The sequence below is a fragment of the Pseudomonas sp. Q1-7 genome (genome assembly GCF_028010285.1).
Taxonomy (GTDB): domain Bacteria; phylum Pseudomonadota; class Gammaproteobacteria; order Pseudomonadales; family Pseudomonadaceae; genus Metapseudomonas.
The window spans coordinates 2,206,685-2,228,564 of sequence record NZ_CP116304.1 but is presented as its reverse complement, the minus strand read 5'-3'; the positions used below and the strand labels follow the sequence as shown (position 1 = coordinate 2,228,564).

Here is a 21,880-nt window from a genome sequence, read left to right as displayed (position 1 = left end):
ATCAGGCGTCCACCTTCAAGGTGCCGTCATCGAGCATGTGGGAGATCACCGAGGCGGTATCCGGCGCCCCGTAGGCCGTGAGCAGGTTCACCCCTTCCAGCACGATGGTCTGCCCAGTGCCCCCCGGGTTGGCCGGGGTGTTGGAATCCACGGTGATGGTGGTGTTCGCACCGAAGGCCATGGTCAGGTAGTCGTCCAGGCTGCCCACATTGCTGTGCTCGCCGGTCAGCAACTGAGACAGATCCAGTTTGTCCACGCCGGGCGTGAAGTCGGTGATGGTGGTGACACCGGTGTCGCCCAGTAGCCATTTGAAGGTGTCCGCGCCGTCTCCTCCCGTCAGGCGGTCATTGCCGCCGTTGCCCGCCAGAACGTTGTCGCCGCTGTTGCCGCTCAGGGTATCGTTCAGGCCGGAACCCAGCAGGTTCTCGATATTGAGCAACGTATCGATCCCTGCGCCTACCGTGTCCTGGGCAACCAGCAGCGACAAATCGACCGTCACGCCCGCCGTCGCGCCCTGGTAGGAGGCAGTGTCGATGCCGTTCCCGCCGTCGAGCACATCGTTCCCTGCTCCGCCAATCAGCACATCGTTGCCACCCATGCCGGAAATAAGGTCGTTGCCACTGGTTCCTTGAATCACATCATCGGAGGCAGTGCCGACGAAGGTACTGCTGGCCTCGAGGTTGACTTGCAGCACCCGCGTCGAGGAGGTGTCGCCATCGGCATCGCGAATGGCCACGGAAAAGTCGAGCGTGGTATCCAGCGTGTTGGTCTCCGATGTGATGAAGCCCACGTCGGAAACCTTGAGCACGTCGTGGTCGGTGTCAGACGAGGTGAAACTCACACGGCTGTTCACATTCGACGCACCGCCGTTGCCGATAGCGGAGTTGAAGTTGATGGCAGCTGACGACGTGATGCCCTCGACGCTGGTAAGAACCTGCGCGCCGTAGATCTGCCAGTTCTCCCCGGGGGCGTTGAAGTCGTTCTTCTCGATGACGATGGCGCCATCGTTGTTGTCCAGGTAGATGCCGTAAGCCGCGAGCACCGCACTGTTGGCCGTCATGATGTCGGCATTGCTCACCACCAGTGCGCGCGTAGTCTTGACGCCACCCACACCGATCAGTTTCAGCACCACGACCAGGTCTTCGTTGTTCACGCCATCGAACTTCAGGAACATCCCGTCGGCCCGAGCATTGGGTTCGACGCCCAGGTGACCTTTAGGGTTGCTCGAGTAGAAGTTCAGATCCAGTACCTCGCCCTTGCCCAACGTGTCCCCGGCCACACCGTTGGCGGAATTGCTCACGCTCACCCAGGACATGGCCTGATTGAAAAGTTCGCCGTCGGTGAAGACCGAGGTGCTGGACGAGCCGGCACGCAGGTTGTCGCTGCCGGTGCCGCTGCTTGGCTCCGCGTAACTGGTGTACTGCACGAAGAAGTTGTTATTCAGCGCCACCACCGCGACCGCGGGCTGGGTCGAGTCCGGCACCGTGCTGTTGACCTCGTAGCCGGTGATGCTCAGCGAAGTACTGGTCTTGAGGATGGTGTAGCCCTGAATCGGCTCATCCAGCGCGACACTGTAGGTGCCATTGACCTTGTCGAAGGTCAGGGTTCCGCTGGCTTGCTCCAACGTCCCCGGACTAGCGGGGTTCGGGGCGTAGTCGAAACCGATCCTGAAGGTGGCGCTGGCAGCCGATTCGGCCATCCAGGTCACCGCGCCGGACGAGATCGCCACCCCGCCTACGGTGCCGCTCAGGCCGATGGAGGTGAAATCCGAGTCGGCTGGCGAGAAGGGCCCGGCGCCACGGGTGTCTGCACCGGTGCTGTACACGAATACACCCGACGCACCCGCTACGCTGTCGCCATTGGAGAACATCAGGTTCGAACTCTGCAGGATGGCCGGAACGTCATCCTCCACCTGGATCAGCAAATCGCCCGCCAGGGGCAGGCTGCCGCTGCCATTACTCGCCCGCAACGCCCCCGTCAGGTTGAGGGTGAGAAGCTGGTCGTCGCCACCCGCACCGCTGCCGGGATGATCCAGCGCGCCCAGCAGGGTGAATGTGTAATCACCGTTGCTCTGCACCTGCAGGGTGAAGATGGTCGTGGTTCCAGCCTTGGCGATCAGGGTATTGCCTACGCTCGAATAGGTCAGCGCAACGCCATGGGACGTCGCCAGGGGCATCGCCAGGGGTGTTGCGGCCACAGAGAACTGCGCCCCGGCCGGGGTACCCACCAAGAGTTCGCTGAGGTTGCCGGTCGCCACGGTGGTCTGGCCATCGCCGTCGGTGATGCCACCGGGTAGTTCGTCCTCATCGACCCGGCCAATCACCGGCGAGGCGTCCTCGATTCGTACCGTCAGGGAAGCACTCGAGGGGTCACCGTCCTTGTCGACGATGGTGTAGATGAAGTGTTCGCTGGTGTCGGCAGCCACGCTGTTCGGAGCGACATAGGTCCAGGCGCCCGTGCTGAAGTCAAAGGTCAGCTTGCCGCCGAGTGGGGTGGTGAGCGCATTGAGCATGTTGCCGGAAAGGGTGCCGCCCGTACTCACGGCGATGCTGCCGGCACCATTCCAGGTGTAGGTGGTGGTACCGATCTGGATGGACAGGATGCGACCAGGGCCATCGGCGCCGAAGGCATCGTCATCACCGCCACCCACTGCATTGTCACTTCCCAGCAGCACGTTGCCTGACACAATCCCGCCGACGATCTGACCGGCCAGGGTTTCCACCAGATCCCCGAAGTTGTTCACCAGGATGGGCGAGCCGGAGCCATCGACATCCACATCTTGCAGACGTGCGGTATTGATGCCGTTGCCCACGCCGATGGCGGTCACATTGATGCCGTTGCCATTGACGAAATGGTTCCACTGGGTCGCCACGGCAGAGGTCAGCGACGAACCGTTCGGGCCGGTCTGCTCGTTCGGGTTGCCGTCGCTGATGAAGAACACCTGGTTGCTCCAGCTCGGAATCGGCGTATAGACCGCCATGGCCTTCTCGATGGCCGCCGTGAAGTCGGTGTTGCCGGAGAACGGACGCGTGCCGCCGGCCTGCGGGTTAAGGCTGTTGACCAGCGAGATGAATGAACCGACGTCGGTGACCACCGGGTAGGACGCAGCGGTTCCCGAAAACGCGACCAGTTGAATGCGCACGTCGCCATCGGTGGTATTGAACAGCGTCTGCCCGGCACTGCGAACGGCAGTGAGCATGGTGTTCAGTTCGGTGTTGTCGATGCTGCCGCTGAAATCCAGCACAAATACGACGTTGAAATCCTGGCCGCTGCCCTCGGCCACATCGGCGATGTCGTCCCGTGCGTATGGCGTATCGTCATTGACCTTGATGTCCAGGGAGCCGTTGGTGGAATCGCCGTCCTTGTCGGTGACCTGATAGGTCAGGGTGAACAACTGGTCGTTCTCATGCCCGCCCAAGGCATGCTGGATAGGCGCAAGCTGAGTCACGCCATAGGCGCCGCTGGTGCTGTTCAGGGTCACCTCGATGACCGTGGTGGTGCCCTGCTTGATCAGCAGGGTGCTGCCCGACTTCACGTAGGTGAAGCCATCCGGAGCCCCCGTGGTCAGCCACTGAACGCTGCCGGCGCCGTCGGCGCCGTAGCTGAATCCAACACTGCCTAGGGTATTCACCGCGTCGGGACCATCGCCGGTCCCCCCGGGGATACCGCCGGGAAGGGCATCGTCATCCAGCAGCACGAGGCCGTTGCTGGTGACTGTCGGGGCCGCATCGCGGAAGCTGATGGCGTCGCCCAGGTTCAGCGTCGCACTGTCCTTGTCGCCATCGGCATCGGTGACACGCGCGGTCAGGGTGATCAGGTCGGCAGCGGCCAGCCCGGCCGCCTGGTCGGGACCGGTGTTGGGTGTGTGGAAGATCGCCCGCATCTGTTCGAGGGTCACGCTGCCGTCACCGGCCACGCTCAGGCGGAAGGCCAACTGCCCTCCCCCGCTGACCAGGCCGACGATGTCCGAACCCACCTTGGAGAGCAGGATGCTGTTGCCGGTTGCGGTGTCCCGCAGGCCGCTGTCCACGCCCTGCGCCTTCACGTTCAGGCTGTACTCGATCGCGTTGCTCGCCGCCGCGCCATCGGCGCCGAACACCGTCGTGAAGGCCCCGGCGAAATGGGTGCTGGCGGTCTCACCGAGGGTGGTCTCGTCCACCTGCAGGTCGAGCCCGCCCAGCCCCTTCACGCTGACCTTCGGCACATCGTCGACGATGCCGATCGTGAGCACGCCAATCCCGGTGTTGCCGTTGGCGTCGGTCACCCTGAAGGTGAAGGTCTCGGTGAACTGCAGGTTGTTGCCGTTGTCGCCGGGGTTGACCTTCGGCGCGGACACCAGCGTGTAGGTGTAGGCGCCGCTGCTGTTCACCACCAACTGCCCGTATTGGCCGTTGCCCGCACCGGCATCCAGGCTGAAGCTGTACGGCCCGTTGCCGCCGCTGCCCACCAGCGTGCCGCTGGCGAACTCGTCGTCGCTCGACGGCTCGCTGCCAAAGCTCAGCGCCGCTTCGCGCACATCCTGGTCCGAACCCGCCTGCACAGCGCCGGCCACGGTGACGTTGGCCAGGTCGATGGTCAGGGTGGTGGTGCTGAGATCGCCATCGGCGTCAACGATGGTGTAGGTGAAGGTATCCACCGCACCTGCCGCGCCCACCGTGTCGGGCCTGCTGGTGTAGGTGTAACTGCCGTCGGCATTCAGCACCAGGGTGCCGAAGGCCGTGCTGATGCTGTCACCCACCCCACCGGCGACCGGCGTCGAAATGTCGGCGCCGACGCGCACGCCCACTACGCCAGTGGTCGGCGACGGGCGGCCATCGGCGCCGAAGAGGTCGGCCACCGAGCCGGCACCGACGCCGGTGACCACATTGCCGCTCACGCTGCCGCCTTCGCTGACCGACGCGCTGTCCGCATAGGCCACTGGCGTGTCGTCGTTCACCTTGATGTACAGCGAACCGTCGGCCCGGTCACCATCGCGGTCGGTGATCTTGTACTCGACCTCGAAGGTCAGGTCATTCTCGTCATGGCCCTCGGGGTGCAGGATCGGCGCGTTCTGAGTGACGGTGTAAGCCCCGGTGAATTTGTCCAGGGTGATGGTGATGACGGTCACGTCGCCCTGCTTGATCAGCAACCCGTCCTTGGTTTCCACATAGGTGAAGCCGTAGGGCGCACCGCTGTCCTGCAGCTCGATTTCGCCCGGGCCGTCGGCGCCGAAGTCGTGGGCGATGACGCCGCTGGTGTTGTGGGTGTCCGGCGATCGGTCGCCCACGCCACCGGGATTGCCATGGGGCAAGGCATCGTCGTCGAGGTAGACCTTCACGTACGGGTCGATACGGGGCGCGTCATCCTTGAAGCTGATGGCGTCGCCCAGGTTCAGCGTCGCACTGTCCTTGTCGCCATCGGCGTCGGTGACACGCGCGGTCAGGGTGATCAGGTCGGCAGCGGCCAGCCCGGCCGCCTGGTCGGGACCGGTGTTGGGTGTGTGGAAGATCGCCCGCATCTGTTCGAGGGTCACGCTGCCGTCACTGGCCACGCTCAGGCGGAAGGCCAACTGCCCTCCTCCGCTGACCAGGCCGACGATGTCCGAACCCACCTTGGAGAGCAGGATGCTGTTGCCGGTTGCGGTGTCCCGCAGGCCGCTGTCCACGCCCTGCGCCTTCACGTTCAGGCTGTACTCGATCGCGTTGCTCGCCGCCGCGCCATCGGCGCCGAACACCGTCGTGAAGGCCCCGGCGAAATGGGTGCTGGCGGTCTCACCGAGGGTGGTCTCGTCCACCTGCAGCTCGAGCCCGCCCAGCCCCTTCACGCTGACGCTCGGCACATCGTCGACGATGCCGATCGTGAGCACGCCAATCCCGGTGTTGCCGTTGGCGTCGGTCACCCTGAAGGTGAAGGTCTCGGTGAACTGCAGGTTGTTGCCGTTGTTGCCGGGGTTGACCTTCGGCGCGGAAACCAGCGTGTAGGTGTAGGCGCCGCTGCTGTTCACCACCAACTGCCCGTATTGGCCGTTGCCCGCGCCGGCATCCAGGCTGAAGCTGTACGGCCCGTTGCCGCCGCTGCCCACCAGCGTGCCGCTGGCGAACTCGTCGTCGCTCGACGGCTCGCTGCCAAAGCTCAGCGCCGCTTCGCGCACATCCTGGTCCGAGCCCGCCTGCACGCTGCCCACCACGGTGTGGTCGGACAGGTCGATGGTCAGGGTGGTGGTGCTGAGATCGCCATCGGCGTCGACGATGGTGTAGGTGAAGGTATCCACCGCACCTGCCGCGCCCACCGTGTCGGGCCTGCTGGTGTAGGTGTAACTGCCGTCGGCATTCAGCACCAGGGTGCCGAAGGCCGTGCTGATGCTGTCACCCACCCCACCGGCGACCGGCGTCGAAATGTCGGCGCCGACGCGCACACCCACCACGCCAGTGGTCGGCGACGGGCGGCCATCGGCGCCGAAGAGGTCGGCCACCGAGCCGGCACCGACGCCGGTGACCACATTGCCGCTCACGCTGCTGCCTTCACCGACCACTGCGGCGTCGGCCCTCGCCTGTGGCAGGTCGTCGACGATCTCGATGCTTACCGTGGCCGAGGCCGTGGCCAGGCCATCCCCCACACTAATAAGGAAGCCGTCCGTCTCCGGACCGGCGGCATCGGTCGTGGCCGATGTCAGGGTGTAGCTGAAGCTGTAGGTACCGTTGCTGTAGCCGGTGATCAGCACCGTGCCATGGGCGGTGGCGAAGCTCTGCCCCACCAGGCTGGCGAAGCCGCTGACGCTCAGGTCGAGGCTCAGGCTGCCGACGCTCAGGCTCTTCAGGTCCGCCAGCCCGTCGGCGTCACCCACCGTGAAGCTGCCCGTCGTGACGTTGCTGCCATCCCCCGCCGCGCTGCCGCCCGCCAGCCCCTTCTCGAACACCTGGGCCAGGCCGCCTTCGGCGTTCGGGCTGCTGACGTCGATGGTGGGCACGTCGTTGCTGCCGGTGATGGTGATGGTCAGGGTCGAGCTGCTCGGATCACCGTCACCGTCACGCATGGTATAGGCGTACTGCAAACTCACCTGTTGCCCCGCAGCCAACGCCTCCACTGCCGCCGACCCATTGGCCAGCACGAAACTGTAGCTGCCGTTCGGGTTCAGGGTGACCAGGCCATACGGGGTGTTCACCAGCAGGCTGCCGCCCTCGCCGGGCGTGGCTCCGGCCACTCCATTCCAGCTGCTGAAGGCTTTCGGCTGGTCAGCGCCGCCCACGTCGTTGTCCAGCACATTCCCGACCAGGCTCGACAATGCGCCATTCTCGATCAGGCTGCCGCTGTCCGGATTGGCACTGGGTAGGTCGTCGACGATCTCGATGCTTACCGTGGCCGAGGCCGTGGCCAGGCCATCCCCCACACTAATAAGGAAGCCGTCCGTCTCCGGACCGGCGGCATCGGTCGTGGCCGATGTCAGGGTGTAGCTGAAGCTGTAGGTACCGTTGCTGTAGCCGGTGATCAGCACCGTGCCATGGGCGGTGGCGAAGCTCTGCCCCACCAGGCTGGCGAAGCCGCTGACGCTCAGGTCGAGGCTCAGGCTGCCGACGCTCAGGCTCTTCAGGTCCGCCAGCCCGTCGGCATCACCCACCGTGAAGCTGCCCGTCGTGACGTTGCTGCCATCCCCCGCCGCGCTGCCGCCCACCAGCCCCTTCTCGAACACCTGGGCCAGGCCGCCTTCGGCGTTCGGGCTGCTGACGTCGATGGTGGGCACGTCGTTGCTGCCGGTGATGGTGATGGTCAGGGTCGAGCTGCTCGGATCACCGTCACCGTCACGCATGGTATAGGCGTACTGCAAACTCACCTGTTGCCCCGCAGCCAACGCCTCCACTGCCGCCGACCCATTGGCCAGCACGAAACTGTAGCTGCCGTTCGGGTTCAGGGTGACCAGGCCATACGGGGTGTTCACCAACAGGCTGCCGCCCTCGCCGGGCGTGGCTCCGGCCACTCCATTCCAGCTGCTGAAGGCTTTCGGCTGGTCAGCGCCGCCCACGTCGTTGTCCAGCACATTCCCGGCCAGGCTCGACAATGCGCCATTCTCGATCAGGCTGCCGCTGTCCGGATTGGCACTGGGTAGGTCGTCGACGATCTCGATGCTTACCGTGGCCGAGGCCGTGGCCAGGCCATCCCCCACACTAATAAGGAAGCCGTCCGTCTCCGGACCGGCGGCATCGGTCGTGGCCGATGTCAGGGTGTAGCTGAAGCTGTAGGTACCGTTGCTGTAGCCGGTGATCAGCACCGTGCCATGGGCGGTGGCGAAGCTCTGCCCCACCAGGCTGGCGAAGCCGCTGACGCTCAGGTCGAGGCTCAGGCTGCCGACGCTCAGGCTCTTCAGGTCCGCCAGCCCGTCGGCGTCACCCACCGTGAAGCTGCCCGTCGTGACGTTGCTGCCATCCCCCGCCGCGCTGCCGCCCGCCAGCCCCTTCTCGAACACCTGGGCCAGGCCGCCTTCGGCGTTCGGGCTGCTGACGTCGATGGTGGGCACGTCGTTGCTGCCGGTGATGGTGATGGTCAGGGTCGAGCTGCTCGGATCACCGTCACCGTCACGCATGGTATAGGCGTACTGCAAACTCACCTGTTGCCCCGCAGCCAACGCCTCCACTGCCGCCGACCCATTGGCCAGCACGAAACTGTAGCTGCCGTTCGGGTTCAGGGTGACCAGGCCATACGGGGTGTTCACCAGCAGGCTGCCGCCCTCGCCGGGCGTGGCTCCGGCCACTCCATTCCAGCTGCTGAAGGCTTTCGGCTGGTCAGCGCCGCCCACGTCGTTGTCCAGCACATTCCCGACCAGGCTCGACAATGCGCCATTCTCGATCAGGCTGCCGCTGTCCGGATTGGCACTGGGTAGGTCGTCGACGATCTCGATGCTTACCGTGGCCGAGGCCGTGGCCAGGCCATCCCCCACACTAATAAGGAAGCCGTCCGTCTCCGGACCGGCGGCATCGGTCGTGGCCGATGTCAGGGTGTAGCTGAAGCTGTAGGTACCGTTGCTGTAGCCGGTGATCAGCACCGTGCCATGGGCGGTGGCGAAGCTCTGCCCCACCAGGCTGGCGAAGCCGCTGACGCTCAGGTCGAGGCTCAGGCTGCCGACGCTCAGGCTCTTCAGGTCCGCCAGCCCGTCGGCATCACCCACCGTGAAGCTGCCCGTCGTGACGTTGCTGCCATCCCCCGCCGCGCTGCCGCCCACCAGCCCCTTCTCGAACACCTGGGCCAGGCCGCCTTCGGCGTTCGGGCTGCTGACGTCGATGGTGGGCACGTCGTTGCTGCCGGTGATGGTGATGGTCAGGGTCGCGCTGCTCTGGTCGCCGTTGCTGTCCTGAATGCTGTAGCCAAAGCTGACGTCGACGGTCTGGCCCTCCGCCAACCCTTCCACAGCAGGCGTACCGTTGGCCAGTACAAAGCTGTAACTGCCATCCGGATTCAGGCTCACGACCCCATAGGGCGTGTTGACCACCAGGCTGCCGCCGGGGCCATTGCTGGCGCCTGGAGCTTGCCAGGAGAGAAAGGTAGTGGGCAGATCGGGGCCACCGTCATCGTTGTCCAGCACGTTACCCTGGACGCTTTCCTGGCCTTCGCGAATGCCCTGTACGTCGTCCTCGGCGACCGGTACACCGTTGACCGGTTCATCGACCACCGCGGGAACGACCTCGGGAGCGAGGTCAATGAAGGGCGTAGGGAACTCGGGGGTCGCACCGATGCCGCCGGTGGGGAACCCGATGGTCGGGTCCAGCGCGCCGCCAACCTCGTCCAACAGCACGAAGGAATGACCACCACCTGCGTTGCCGGCACCGGCGCCCACGCCAGGACCGGCTGCTGTCGCCTCGGCAGCCTGGGTCGGGTCGACGCCGGCCTCGATAGCGGCCTGCAGTTGCTCGACGTCGGTGAGGTCCTGCTGACTGGGCGCGGCCGCCGCAGAAGCGGCGTCGGGCCGGGCCCCGTCAGGGGCATTGGCGAGCAGGCCATTGTGCAGCGGCATGCTGCTCTCGCGGCCCAGCACCAGCTCCTGACCATTGCTGAGCGTCACGGCCACCGCGCCCCGGGCGCCAGTAACCAGCTGCTCGCCGGCGAATACCCGGTCACCGTCGGTCAGCAAGCGGCGCGCACCGTTGGCTGCTACCGCATAGACCTCGCCCACGACCTGGCGAACGACCCCGATTGATCCAGCCATGTTCCTTCCTCCCGCACCACGTGCTGCCAGTCGGGCAGCGCCGATCCCAATCGATGTGGGTCACAGCACGTCCGAACCGAGCAACGGAGGGATGAAGAATCAGAGGACGAGGTCCACGCCAATAAAAAACCACGCAACGTCAATAAATCGTCGCACAGACCGACGTGACGCTTTCTCGTCGGATTACCCCGCCCTGTGTTTCTTGATTTGTGCCTGACCGCATTGCGCGTTCGCACGGCGGGTCCGGAAGGCCCAAAACATACGAACTGCTGGCATGAAGATGTCTTGGATTTCCGACGAGTGCATAAGAATTTTTCCTGATAAGGCTTGTGAAGAATTCTTCTTAGGTCGCTTGAAAGTTGTTCTTAGCTCTGATGTTACAGGCCTGAAACGGTTTGCCATGGAATTTCGCCAAATTTTCGGCGCCGGGAAGCAGAATTCCGACATGGAGAACGACAGAAAATGCACACTCTCAGCCCCCTGTGGACCGGCATTCTGCTCGCGATGTCGGCCATGCAGATCCACGCCATGACGCTTACGGAGGCGATCCAGAGCACTCTGGACAAACATCCCGAGCTCCTGGCCAGTGCGCAAGATCGCCTGGTCGCCGACGAAGAGGCGAAAATCGCCAAAGGTGGGTACCTACCGACCGTCGACCTGATAACCGGTGTAGGGCGTGAGCAGTCCGACAGCCCCACCACTCGCGCCCTCGGCGATCACAACAAGGAAACCCTGAACTTCCGCGACGCCGAACTGCGCCTGCGGCAGATGCTCTTCGACGGCTTCAACACGCCCAACGAGGTGGAGCGCACCCGATCCGTGGTCAATTCGCGCGCGTATTTCACCCTGGGCACCGCCGAAAGCCTCGCGCTGCGCACGGTGGAGGTCTACCTGGATGTGCTCAAACGCCGCGAAATGGTGATCCTGGCGAAGAACAACCTGATGGCCCACGAGCGCATCCACGACCAGATCGGCCTGCGCAGCGAGCGCGGCGTGGGCAGCACCGCCGACGTCGACCAGGCCGAAGCACGCCTGGCCCTGGCCAAGAACAACCTCTACACCGAGGAAGTGAACCTGGCCGATGCCGAAGCCAACTTCTACAGCGCCGTGGGTGTGCCCGCCGACGAACTGGTGACGCCGGCCTCCATCAAGGGCGAAATGCCCGCCGACTTGATGGCCGCGCGCCAGGGCGTGATGGACACCAACCCCCTGCTGAAATCCGCCCAGGCCGACGTGCAGGCCGCCGAAAGCCAGTACGAATCCGCCAAGGCGCCCTTCTACCCGCGCTTCGACGCCGAACTGGCCACCACCGCCGACGACAACGTGCAGGGCGACGAGGGCCACTACAACACCTGGCGGGCCGGCGTGGTGATGAACTACAACTTGTTCAACGGCATGCGCGACAAGGCCCGCCTGCAGGCCGCCGCGCACCAGATCAACCAGTCCATGGACATCCGCAACAACGCCCTGCGGGTGCTCAACGAGAACCTCTCCCTGGCCTGGAACGCCATGGAGAACGCCCGCAAGCAGACCCCCGAGGCCCGCGCCTACGCCGACTACACCGCCCGCGTCCGCGAGGCCTACCAGCAGCAGTTCGGCCTTGGCCAGCGCACCCTGCTGGACCTGCTGGACAGCGAGAACGAACTCTTCACCGCCAACCGCCGCTACGTGGATGTGCGCTACACCGAGGAGTTCTCCATGTACCGGGTGATTTCCGCCATGGGCGACCTGCTGCGCCGCCAGAAAGTCGTGGTACCGGCCGAAGCCGTTGCCCTCACCGAGGTGAAAAGCGAAGCCCAACTGCCCGAGATGAAGTGAGCCCGAATGGGAGTCCAGGACCATGACCACCATGGAGCGGACTGACAGTCCCAGGGACCCGCGCCAGGGTCATGACGACCCACTGCTCGACAGCCTGCTGATTCTCTGCCGGCTGCACGGCCGCGCGGCCAGCCGCGCCAGCCTGAGCAGCGGTCTGCCACTGCCGGACCAGCGCCTGTCCGCCGAACTCCTGCCCCGCGCCGCCGCCCGCGCCGGCCTGCAGGGGCGCCTGCTGCGTCGCGACCTGGACGCCATCTCGCCGCTCAACCTGCCGCTGCTGCTGTTGCTCAAGGGCGGCCGCAGCGCGGTGCTGACCCGCTTCGACGACCAGGGCCGGGCACTGATCCTGCCCAGCGAGGCCGACGGTGGCGAGCAATGGATCGCCCGCGAGCTGCTCGCCCTGGAGTACACCGGCCAGGCCCTGTTCGCGCGCCCACGCCATGAGCTGGAGGACGCCCGCGCGCCGCTGGTGCCGCGGGTGACCTCCTGGTTCCGCGACACCCTGCGGCTGTCCCGCTGGCTCTACGCCGACGCCATGCTCGCCAGCCTCCTGATCAACCTGCTGGGCATGCTGGTGCCGCTGTTCGTGATGCAGACCTACGACCGCGTGGTGCCCAACCAGGCCACCGCGACGCTCTGGGTGCTGACCATCGGCCTGCTGATCGGCACCGGCTTCGACCTGCTGCTGCGGGTGCTGCGCGCCAACCTGCTGGACACCGCCGGAAAGAAGACCGACGTGGTGCTTTCGGCCACCCTCTTCGAACGCATCGTCGGCATGTCGCTCAAGGCGCGGCCGGCCACCGTTGGCGGTTTCGCCCAGAGCATCCACGACTTCCAGGGCCTGCGGGAATTCCTCACCGCCGTGACCCTCACCAGCCTGATCGACCTGCCCTTCTCGGTGTTGATGCTGCTGGTGATCGGTCTGCTCGGCGGGCCACTGGTGGCGATCCCGCTTCTCGCGTTCCCGCTCACCGCGATCTTCGCCTGGATCATCCAGGTCCGCCTGCGCGACACGGTGCAACGCAGCCTGACCCTGGGCGCCGAGCGCCAGGCGCTGCTGATCGAAACCCTCTCCGGCCTGGAAACCCTCAAGGCCTGCGGCGCCGAAAGCGAACGCCAGCACCACTGGGAACACACCCACGGCGCCCTGACCCGCCTCGACAGCCATGCCCGCTTCCTCTCCGCCCTGGCCACCAACGGCACCCTGTTCATGCAGCAGTTCGCCGGCCTGGCGGTGATCGTCGGTGGGGTCTACAGCATCATCGCCGGCAACCTCAGCGTCGGCGCCCTGGTGGCCTGCTACATGCTCAACAGCCGGGTACTGGCCCCCCTTGGCCAGATCGCCGGGCTGATCACCCGCTACCAGCAGGCGCGCCTGACCATGAAGTCCACCGATGCCCTGATGGCCCTGCCCCAGGAGCGCGAGGCCGTGCAGCAGCCACTGGAACACCAGACCTTCCAGGGCCACCTGGAGGTGCGCCAGGTGGAGTTCCGCTACCCGGGCCAGACCTCGCCCGCACTGAACAAGATCAGCCTGCGCCTGGCCGCCGGCGAGCGGGTCGGCATCATCGGCCGCAGCGGCTCCGGCAAGAGCACCCTGGCGCGACTGATCCTCGGTTTCTACACACCGGACGAGGGCCAGTTGCTGCTGGACGGCATCGACCTGCGGCAGACCGACATTGGCGACCTGCGCCAGCAGATCGGCTACGTCAGCCATGACCTGCCACTGCTGGCCGGCAGCCTGCGCGACAATCTGACCCTGGGCGCGCGCTACGTCAGCGACGAGCGCATGCTCGAAGTCGCGGAAATGACCGGCGTCGCCGACCTCGCCCGGCAGCACCCGCAGGGTTATGAGCGGCCGGTGGGCGAACGCGGACAACTGCTCTCCAGCGGCCAGCGCCAGGCCGTGCTGCTGGCCCGCGCGCTGCTGCTCGACCCGCCGCTGCTGGTGCTCGACGAACCCACCAGCGCCATGGACAACAGCAGCGAGGAGCAACTGCGCCAGCGCCTGGCCACCTGGTCGGCAGGCCGGACACTGATCCTCATCACCCACCGCAGTTCGATGCTGGCGCTGGTGGATCGCCTGGTGGTGCTGGACAACGCCCAGATCGTCGCCGACGGGCCCAAGGACACCGTCATCGATGCCTTGCGCAAGGGCCGCATCGGCCCGGGCAACGCCTGAGGAGGCACCCCATGGCCAGCCCGGAAACAGCTCCCTCCTACTTCGGCCGCCGCGATGGCGCCGACACCGAGTTCATGCCGGACGTGGCCGGCGCCCTGCTGGAAGACTCGCCACGGGCCACGCGCATCACCGTCTGGGTGGCGTGCAGCCTGCTGCTGGTCGCGCTGGCCTGGGCGCATTTCGCGGTGCTCGAGGAAGTCACCACCGGCGAAGGCAAGGCGATTCCGTCGAGCAAGGTGCAGGTCATCCAGAACCTGGAGGGCGGCATCGTCTCCGAGATCCTCGTGCGCGAAGGCCAGGTGGTGGACAAGGGCACCGTGCTGCTGCGCCTGGACGACACCCGCTTTCTCTCCAACAAGGGCGAGACCGAGGCTGATCGACTGGCCTTGATGGCGCGCGTCGAACGCCTGTCCGCCGAGGCCGAGGGCCGCGAGATGAAGCTGCCCGACGAGATCCTCCGCGAGGCACCGCAACTGGCCGAGGACGAGAAGGCCCTCCACCAGGCGCGCACCCTGCGCCTGGAGAGCGAACAGCGCATCCTCGGCGAGCAACTGCGGCAGAAGAAACAGGAGCTGGCCGAATTCCGCTCCAAGAGCCAGCAGTACCGCTCCAGCCTGGGGCTGATCCAGCAGGAGCTGAACATGTCCCGGCCGCTGGTGAAGGCCGGCGCCATCTCCCAGGTGGAGATCCTCCGCCTGCAGCGCAGCGCGGTGGAGACGCGCGGCGAACTGGAAGCCACCAACCTGGCCATCCCGCGCGCGGAGGCGGCGGTGGCGGAAAGCGAACGGAAGATGGAGGAAAGTCGGCTGTCGTTCCGCTCCGACGCCTTCAAGGAACTCAACGAGGCCCGCACCGAGCTGTCCAAGATCACCTCCACCAGCAAGGCCATCGACGATCGCGTCAGCCGCGCCACGGTGGTGTCGCCAGTGCATGGGGTGATCAAGCAGCTCAAGGTCAACACCATCGGCGGCGTGGTGCAGCCGGGCAGTGACCTGGCGGAAGTGGTGCCACTGGAAGACAGCCTGCTGATCGAAGCGCGCATCCGCCCGCAGGACGTGGCCTTCCTGCATCCGGGGCAGAAGGCGATGGTCAAGTTCACCGCCTACGACTACACCATCTACGGCGGCCTCAAGGCCGACCTGGAACTGATCAGCGCCGACACCATCCAGGATGAGGAAGGCAAGAGCTTCTACCTCATCCAGGTGCGCACCGAGAAAAGCCACCTGGGCCAGGACGACCACCCGCTGCTGATCATCCCCGGCATGGTCGCCACCGTGGACATCATCACCGGCGAGAAAAGCGTGCTGGACTACCTGCTGAAACCGGTGTTGAAGGCGCGCCAGGAAGCGATGCGGGAGCGTTGAGCCCTTGTGGGGAACCTTGTGGGAGCGAATTCATTCGCGATGCGGACCCACGGGCCGCTGCGCGGCCCTTCGCGAATGAATTCGCGCCTACATGAAGAAGGCCGTGCCAATGCCCGCCGGCATCGCTCGTCATTGCGGGTGGTTCTTCCTGAACGTCTCCTCCCCCATCGCCTCGATCTGACCCTGGATCAGCGCCTCGAACGGCCTCAGCAGTTCATCGAAGCGCGTCGGCGCTTCGAGGATGTCGAGGGCGGCGGCGATCGCTTCGAGGGTGGACAGCGCGCCAGCCATGGGCGCCTTGCGCAGGCGGTAGCGTGAGGTCAGGCCCTCGGGCAGGGTCACCCGTGGCAAGGTGTCCAGTTCAGGGTTGAGGTAGAGCAGCTTGCGCGCCTTGCGCCAGGTGCCGTCGGGCACCACCAGCAGCAGCGGACGCGGATCATCGGCCGCGGCGGCGGCGACCGGCCGCGCATCGTCGCCCGGAAACAGCAGGCAGGCGCGGTAGCGGGGATCGGCCAGCATCTCCGCCAGATCGGCGAAGCGCTCGCCCACCCGCAGCTCGGCGTTCTCCAACCCCAGGGCAGCAAGGCGCGCGGTATTCAGCGCGTGGTTCACCTCGCTCGGGTGCTGCAACAGCAGCACTCGGGTGCGGCTGGCCAGATGGGGGATCAGCGGACACAGGCAATGGCTTGCGGGACGCTGGCAGCGCGGGCAGTGCGGACGGCGCATGACGGCAACTCCTCAGCGCAGGTTGAGCTGCGCACGCAGCAGGTCGCGGAAGGTCAGGATCAGCGGCTCCTTGGCGCGCCCCCGGCGCAGGATCATGGAGAACGGCGCCTGGTAGCCGAAGGTGGCCGGCAGCAGTGCCCGCAGGCGCTTCTGCTCCACCCAGGGCTGGGCGTAGTGCTCCGGCAGGTAGCCGATGTAGGCGCCGGACAGCACCAGGATCAGCTGCGCTTCCATGGACTCCACCGTCGCCGCGCTGTGCTTGAAACCATGCCGCGCCAGCTCCGCCTGGCTCCAGTAGCCACGCCCCACCATGCGCTGTTGGGTGATGAGTTCAGCGGGAATGCGCCGTTCGCCATACAGCGGGTGGCGTTCGCTGCAGTAGAGCCAGTGCTGTTCGCGGTAGAGCGGCTGGTAGACCAGACCGTTCATGCGCGTGGAAAAGGCGCCGATGGCCAGGTCCAGGCGGTTGTCCAGCACGCCGAGCTGCAGGTCGTAGGGGCTCATCACCGACAGGTGCAGGTGCACCGCCGCGTGCTCCTGGCTGTAGGCACCGATGACCTCGGCCAGCGGCAGCGCCGGGTCGCTCACGGTGGAGTCGAGGACGCCGAGGTTGAGGGTGCCGCGCAGTTCGCCCTTGAGGGACGCCGAATAACGCTCGAAGCTTTCCAGCTCGCCGAGAAGACGCAGGGTCTCCTGGTAGAACAGTTCCCCCTTGCTGGTCAGGCGGAAGCCGCCCCGGCCCCGATGGCAGAGGGTCAGGCCCACCTGCCCTTCCAGTTGGCTCATGTAGGTGCTGATGGCCGAGGTGGAAAGGTTCAGTTCCTGCTGCGCGGCCGCGAAACCCTGGTGGCGGACCACGCTGGCGAAGATGCGCAGGAGCTTGAGGTCGGGCATGGCGGTGGACATGGGGGCTCCATCGGGCATCAGAGAGGCTATCGACTGTGGGAGCGAATTCATTCGCGATGCAGGCCGCAGGCCTGCCCGCTCCCTGGTATGCCTTTGGGCCGCTGCACGGCCTTTCGCGAATGAATTCGCTCCCGCAAGAACAGGTACTCCTGACCTGAGCCCGGCAGTGTACCCGCTCCCGATAGTTTAGAAATCCTTGAAGTAATTATTTGCCACCAGCGATTTTTCACGGATGGCACAGCCACCAGAATCGGCCCACAACCTACAACCACAACAACGTGAGGCCACCCCGTGGACAAGACACTCCATCAGCCCCTGGGCGGCAATGAGATGCCCCGTTTCGGCGGTATCGCCACCATGCTTCGCCTGCCGCACGTCCAGACCCCCGCCGAACTCGACGCCCTGGACGCCGCCTTCGTCGGCGTGCCGCTGGACATCGGCACCTCCCTGCGTTCCGGTACCCGCTTCGGTCCGCGCCAGATCCGCGCCGAATCGGTGATGATCCGCCCGTACAACATGGCGACCGGCGCCGCTCCCTTCGACTCGCTGAACATCGCCGACATCGGCGACGTGGCGATCAACACCTTCAACCTGAAAGAAGCCGTGCGCATCATCGAGGAAGAGTACGACCGCATCCTCGGCCATGGCATCGTCCCGCTGACCCTCGGCGGCGACCACACCATCACCCTGCCGATCCTGCGTGCCATCCACAAGAAGCACGGCAAGGTCGGCCTGGTGCACATCGACGCCCACGCCGACGTCAACGATGAAATGTTCGGCGAGAAGGTCGCCCACGGCACCACCTTCCGCCGCGCCGCCGAAGAAGGCCTGATCGACTGCGACCGCGTGGTGCAGATCGGCCTGCGCGCCCAGGGCTACACCGCCGAAGACTTCAACTGGAGCCGCAAGCAGGGCTTCCGCGTGGTCCAGGCCGAAGAGTGCTGGCACAAGTCGCTGGCGCCGCTGATGGCGGAAGTCCGCGAAAAGGTCGGCGGCGGCCCGGTGTACCTCACCTTCGACATCGACGGCATCGACCCGGCCTGGGCGCCCGGCACCGGCACCCCGGAAATCGGCGGCCTGACCACCATCCAGGCGATGGAAATCATCCGTGGCTGCCAGGGCCTGGACATCATCGGCTGCGACCTGGTCGAGGTCTCCCCGCCGTACGACACCACCGGAAACACCTCGCTGCTGGGCGCCAACCTGCTGTACGAAATGCTCTGCGTCCTGCCGGGTGTCGAGCGGCGCTGAGAACCACCGTGGACGAACGGCGACAGGTCCTGGAGGCCACCCGCCAAGCGCACGACGGCGGACGCTGGCTGGCCTGTCACCAGCACGTGTCGGCCGATCCCGGAAGCGGCCGCCGTCCGCGGCCTCCGGGCAAGGATTCCCAAACCGCCGCCCAGGGTTCGCCTGAAGCCGCGTGACAATGAAGTAGCTCCACCTTATTGCGACTGCCTACAACAACAACCACTGCAATACGCCTTGAAGGAGTTAACGATGAGCAATCGTCCGCTGAAACTGTTCGCCCTCGCCGGCCTGTTCGCCGCCACCGTCACGGGTGGCGCCATGGCCGCCGATGGCAAACCCTCGTTCGTGAGTTCGGGAAGCTTCCAGGTCTGCTCCGACCCGACCTTCCCGCCGCTGGAGTTCTTCGAGAAGACCGGTGACCGCGAACCCAGCGGCTTCGACGCGGACCTGATCCGCGCCCTGGCCAAGCATTGGGGCGTTAAGCCACGCTTCATCGTCACCGAGTTCACCGGCTTACTCCCCGGCCTGGATGCCCAGCGTTGCGACGCGGTCATCAGCGGCACCCTGATCACCCCTGAGCGCATCCAGAAGCTGAATGCCGTGGCCTACCTGTCCAGCGCCACCATCGTCTTCGGCAGCGGCAAGAGCGAGCTCAAGCTGAACGCGCTGGAAGACCTCTCCGGCAAGGTGGTGGCGGTGCAGTCCGGCACCCGCTACGTGACCATCATGGAGAAGCTCAACGAAGAGCTGAAAGCCGCCGGCAAGACCCCGGCGACCCTGCAGACCTATCCGAAGGGCAGCGACGTCGCCCAGCAGGTGCTGGTGGGCCGCGCCGCCGCCGGCCTGTCCCAGGACACCGAACTGGCCTACCGCGAACTGCAGACCCCCGGCCAGTTCAAGACCCTCTACGCCTTCCCCGAGAAGGACATCTTCGGCGCCTACATGCGGCCGAACCCGGAAGACAAGCAGGCCGTCGAGGACGCCGTGTCTGCCCTGAAGGCCGATGGAACCCTGAAGGCCATCGCCGAGAAATGGAAGCTCGATCCAGCCAACCTGGAAACCGCCGCGCACTGACAGCTCCCCCGGCGGAGAGGGTGCGATGTCGCCCTCTCCCCGGCCCTCTCCCGTCGATGGAGAGGAGGCTGAATGCTCGCTTCCTTTCACGCAGGACACGTACATGAACTTCGATGTAACTGTCTTCTGGGACGCCCTGACGTCCTGGCACTTCTTCCGCGGCGCCTGTATCACCCTGATCCTGGCGCTGGTGTCCCATTCCGTGGGCATCCTGATTTCCATTCCCTGCGCCCTCGCCCTGGACGGCCCGGCGAACTTCTGGCGCAGCACCCTGCGCGGCGTGCTCAGCGTGTTCCGAGGCGCGCCCACCCTGCTGCAGCTGCTGTTCGTGTGGAACGCCTTGCCGCAGTTCTTCCCGGTGTTCCGTGAAGAGTGGTTCACCCCCTTCATCGCCGCCTGGATCGCGCTGTCGATCAACGAAGCCGCCTACCAGGTGGAGATCAACCGCGCCGCACTGAAAGCCGTGGACAAGGGCCAGTACGCCGCCGGCCACGCACTGGGCCTGTCGCGCTGGCACACCTTCCGCTACGTCGTCATGCCGCAGGCCGCGCGCATCGCCGTGCCGCCGACCGCCAACGAATTCATCACCCTGCTGAAAATCACCTCGCTGGCTTCGGTGATTTCCCTGCAGGAACTGATGGCGGTGACCTCGCAGACCGTCTCGACCACCTTCCAGTTCTCCGAGTACTACGCCGTCGCCCTCGTCTACTACCTCGTCATGGTTTACACCCTGACCTGGATGCAGGGTGGCCTGGAACGGCGCCTGGCATGGGATGCCCATACCAGCACCAGCAGCAAATCCGTTGGCCTGGTGCAACGCACCCTGGCCCGCATGCGCCGTATCTGAGGAGCTCGCCATGAACGAAATCATCCGTCTGCAGAACGTCGGCAAGCGCTATGAGGACTTCCAGGTGCTGCAGGGCATCAACCTCTCCGTGCGCCAGGGCGAGAAGATCGTCATCTGCGGCCCGTCCGGTTCCGGTAAGTCCACCCTGATCCGCTGCATCAACCGCCTCAACCCCCACGACACCGGCACCATCACGGTGGAGGATCAGGACATCGCCACCAAGGCCGGCAGCGACCACGTACGCCGCGAGGTGGGCATGGTGTTCCAGAACTTCAACCTGTTCCCCCACCTGACCGTGCTGGAGAACTGCACCCTGGCGCCGATGAAGGTCCGTGGCCTGGGCCGCAAGGAAGCCGAGGAACTGGCCCTGCGCTACCTCAACCGCGTGCACATCGGCTCCCAGGCGCACAAGAAGCCCGGCCAGCTCTCCGGCGGCCAGCAACAGCGCGTGGCCATCGCCCGTGCCCTGTGCATGAGCCCGAAGGTGATGCTGTTCGACGAGCCCACCTCGGCACTGGACCCGGAAATGGTCGGCGAGGTGCTGGACGTGATGACCGAGCTGGCCCAGGACGGCATGACCATGCTCTGCGTGACCCACGAGATGGGCTTCGCCCGCAAGGTGGCCGACCGCGTGGTGTTCATGGACGCCGGCCAGATCGTGGAAACCGCCACGCCGGCCGAATTCTTCGATAACCCGCAGCACCCGCGCACGCGGGCCTTCCTCTCGCAGATCCGGCACTGATGAACATGCAGAACGAAGCCCTCCTGCGCCGTGACCTGGCGGCCGCCTACCGGCTGGCCGCCCTGTTTGGCTGGGACGACACCCTCTACACCCACTTCTCGGTGCGCCTGCCCGGCGTGGAACCGCGCTTCCTGATCAACCCCTTCGGGTTGATGTTCGAGGAAATCCGCGCCAGCGACCTGATCGTGGTCGACATGCACGGCCGCGTGGTGGAAGGCAACGCCGATTACAACATCGCCGGCTTCACCATCCACAGCGCAGTGCACATGGCCCGCGCCGACGCCCACTGCGTGATCCACACCCATACCCTGGCGGGCATGGCAGTGGCCGCGGCGGACAACGGCCTGGCCCAGCTCAACCAGATCAGCGCCGAGTTCCACCAGCGGGTCGGCTACCACACCTACGAAGGCATCGCCCTGGACCTGGGCGAGCGCGAGCGCCTGGTGGCATCGCTGGGCGACAACATCGCCCTGATGCTGCGCCATCACGGCCTGCTCAGCGTCGGCGCCAGCGTCGCCGACGCCTTCTACGTCATGTACTACCTGAACAAGGCCTGCGAGATACAGATCGCCGCCTCCGGCCTACGCGGGATCAGAGAGATGCCTACAGCACTGAGCCTGCACGCATGCGAACAATTCCAGGCCGCCGAATGGCAGCGCCATCTGGTCTGGGAGGCCTGGTTGCGCAAGCTCGAAAGGGAGTGCCCGGAATACAAGGACTAGGAAAAGCAGGATTGCTTTGAAACGGCGCAGTGTGAAGCGTTGCGCGCCTTGCAACACCTGCCGCGGCCTTAGCCGCC

The 21,880-nt window shown here is 65.7% G+C and carries 11 protein-coding genes; 8 read left to right on the top strand and 3 right to left on the bottom strand.

Going from position 1 to position 21,880, the window contains the following annotated elements; all coding sequences use genetic code 11:
- Position 1: 1 nt before the first annotated feature.
- On the bottom strand, positions 2–10,171 hold the full coding sequence (locus PJW05_RS10335) for a retention module-containing protein (protein WP_271411619.1): 10,170 nt from the start codon (positions 10,169–10,171) through the stop codon (positions 2–4).
- 462 nt (positions 10,172–10,633) lie between these two features.
- Between PJW05_RS10335 and PJW05_RS10330 the strand changes: the two genes are divergently transcribed.
- Genes PJW05_RS10330 through PJW05_RS10320 form a run of 3 tightly spaced genes read left to right on the top strand, consistent with a single transcriptional unit; the run spans position 10,634 to position 15,535 of the window.
- Positions 10,634–11,989 carry a TolC family outer membrane protein gene (locus PJW05_RS10330; protein ID WP_271411618.1) on the top strand — a complete coding sequence of 452 codons (1,356 nt, stop codon included), beginning with the start codon at positions 10,634–10,636 and terminating at the stop codon, positions 11,987–11,989.
- Between the two features lie 22 nt (positions 11,990–12,011).
- A complete protein-coding gene (locus tag PJW05_RS10325) occupies positions 12,012–14,171 on the top strand; it encodes a type I secretion system permease/ATPase (protein ID WP_271411617.1) in 2,160 nt (719 codons plus the stop codon).
- 11 nt (positions 14,172–14,182) lie between these two features.
- Entirely contained in the window at positions 14,183–15,535 is a 1,353-nt protein-coding gene (locus PJW05_RS10320) for an HlyD family type I secretion periplasmic adaptor subunit (RefSeq protein ID WP_271411616.1), read from the top strand.
- A gap of 129 nt (positions 15,536–15,664) precedes the next feature.
- Here PJW05_RS10320 and PJW05_RS10315 read toward each other — a convergent pair whose 3' ends face one another.
- Positions 15,665–16,261, bottom strand: a complete 597-nt coding sequence (locus tag PJW05_RS10315; protein WP_271411615.1) for a tRNA-uridine aminocarboxypropyltransferase — start codon at positions 16,259–16,261, stop codon at positions 15,665–15,667.
- 12 nt (positions 16,262–16,273) lie between these two features.
- A complete protein-coding gene (locus PJW05_RS10310) occupies positions 16,274–17,167 on the bottom strand; it encodes a LysR family transcriptional regulator (protein WP_271411614.1) in 894 nt (297 codons plus the stop codon).
- A 291-nt stretch (positions 17,168–17,458) separates the two neighbouring features.
- Here PJW05_RS10310 and speB point away from each other — a divergent pair, with 291 nt between their 5' ends.
- The 5 genes from speB to PJW05_RS10285 all read left to right on the top strand — a co-directional run bounded on the left by speB (position 17,459) and on the right by PJW05_RS10285 (position 21,803).
- Positions 17,459–18,418: an agmatinase gene (speB, locus tag PJW05_RS10305; RefSeq protein ID WP_271411613.1), complete on the top strand. Its 960-nt coding sequence runs from the start codon at positions 17,459–17,461 to the stop codon at positions 18,416–18,418.
- Between the two features lie 249 nt (positions 18,419–18,667).
- Entirely contained in the window at positions 18,668–19,492 is an 825-nt protein-coding gene (locus PJW05_RS10300; protein WP_271411612.1) for an ABC transporter substrate-binding protein, read from the top strand.
- A gap of 103 nt (positions 19,493–19,595) precedes the next feature.
- Positions 19,596–20,339, top strand: a complete 744-nt coding sequence (locus PJW05_RS10295; RefSeq protein WP_271411611.1) for an amino acid ABC transporter permease — start codon at positions 19,596–19,598, stop codon at positions 20,337–20,339.
- Positions 20,340–20,349: 10 nt separating this feature from the next.
- Complete coding sequence (locus PJW05_RS10290; protein ID WP_271411610.1) at positions 20,350–21,081, top strand: amino acid ABC transporter ATP-binding protein; 732 nt, start codon at positions 20,350–20,352, stop codon at positions 21,079–21,081.
- Positions 21,081–21,803: a class II aldolase/adducin family protein gene (locus PJW05_RS10285; protein WP_271411609.1), complete on the top strand. Its 723-nt coding sequence runs from the start codon at positions 21,081–21,083 to the stop codon at positions 21,801–21,803. Before PJW05_RS10290 ends, PJW05_RS10285 begins: the two co-directional genes overlap by 1 nt.
- Positions 21,804–21,880: the final 77 nt, after the last annotated feature.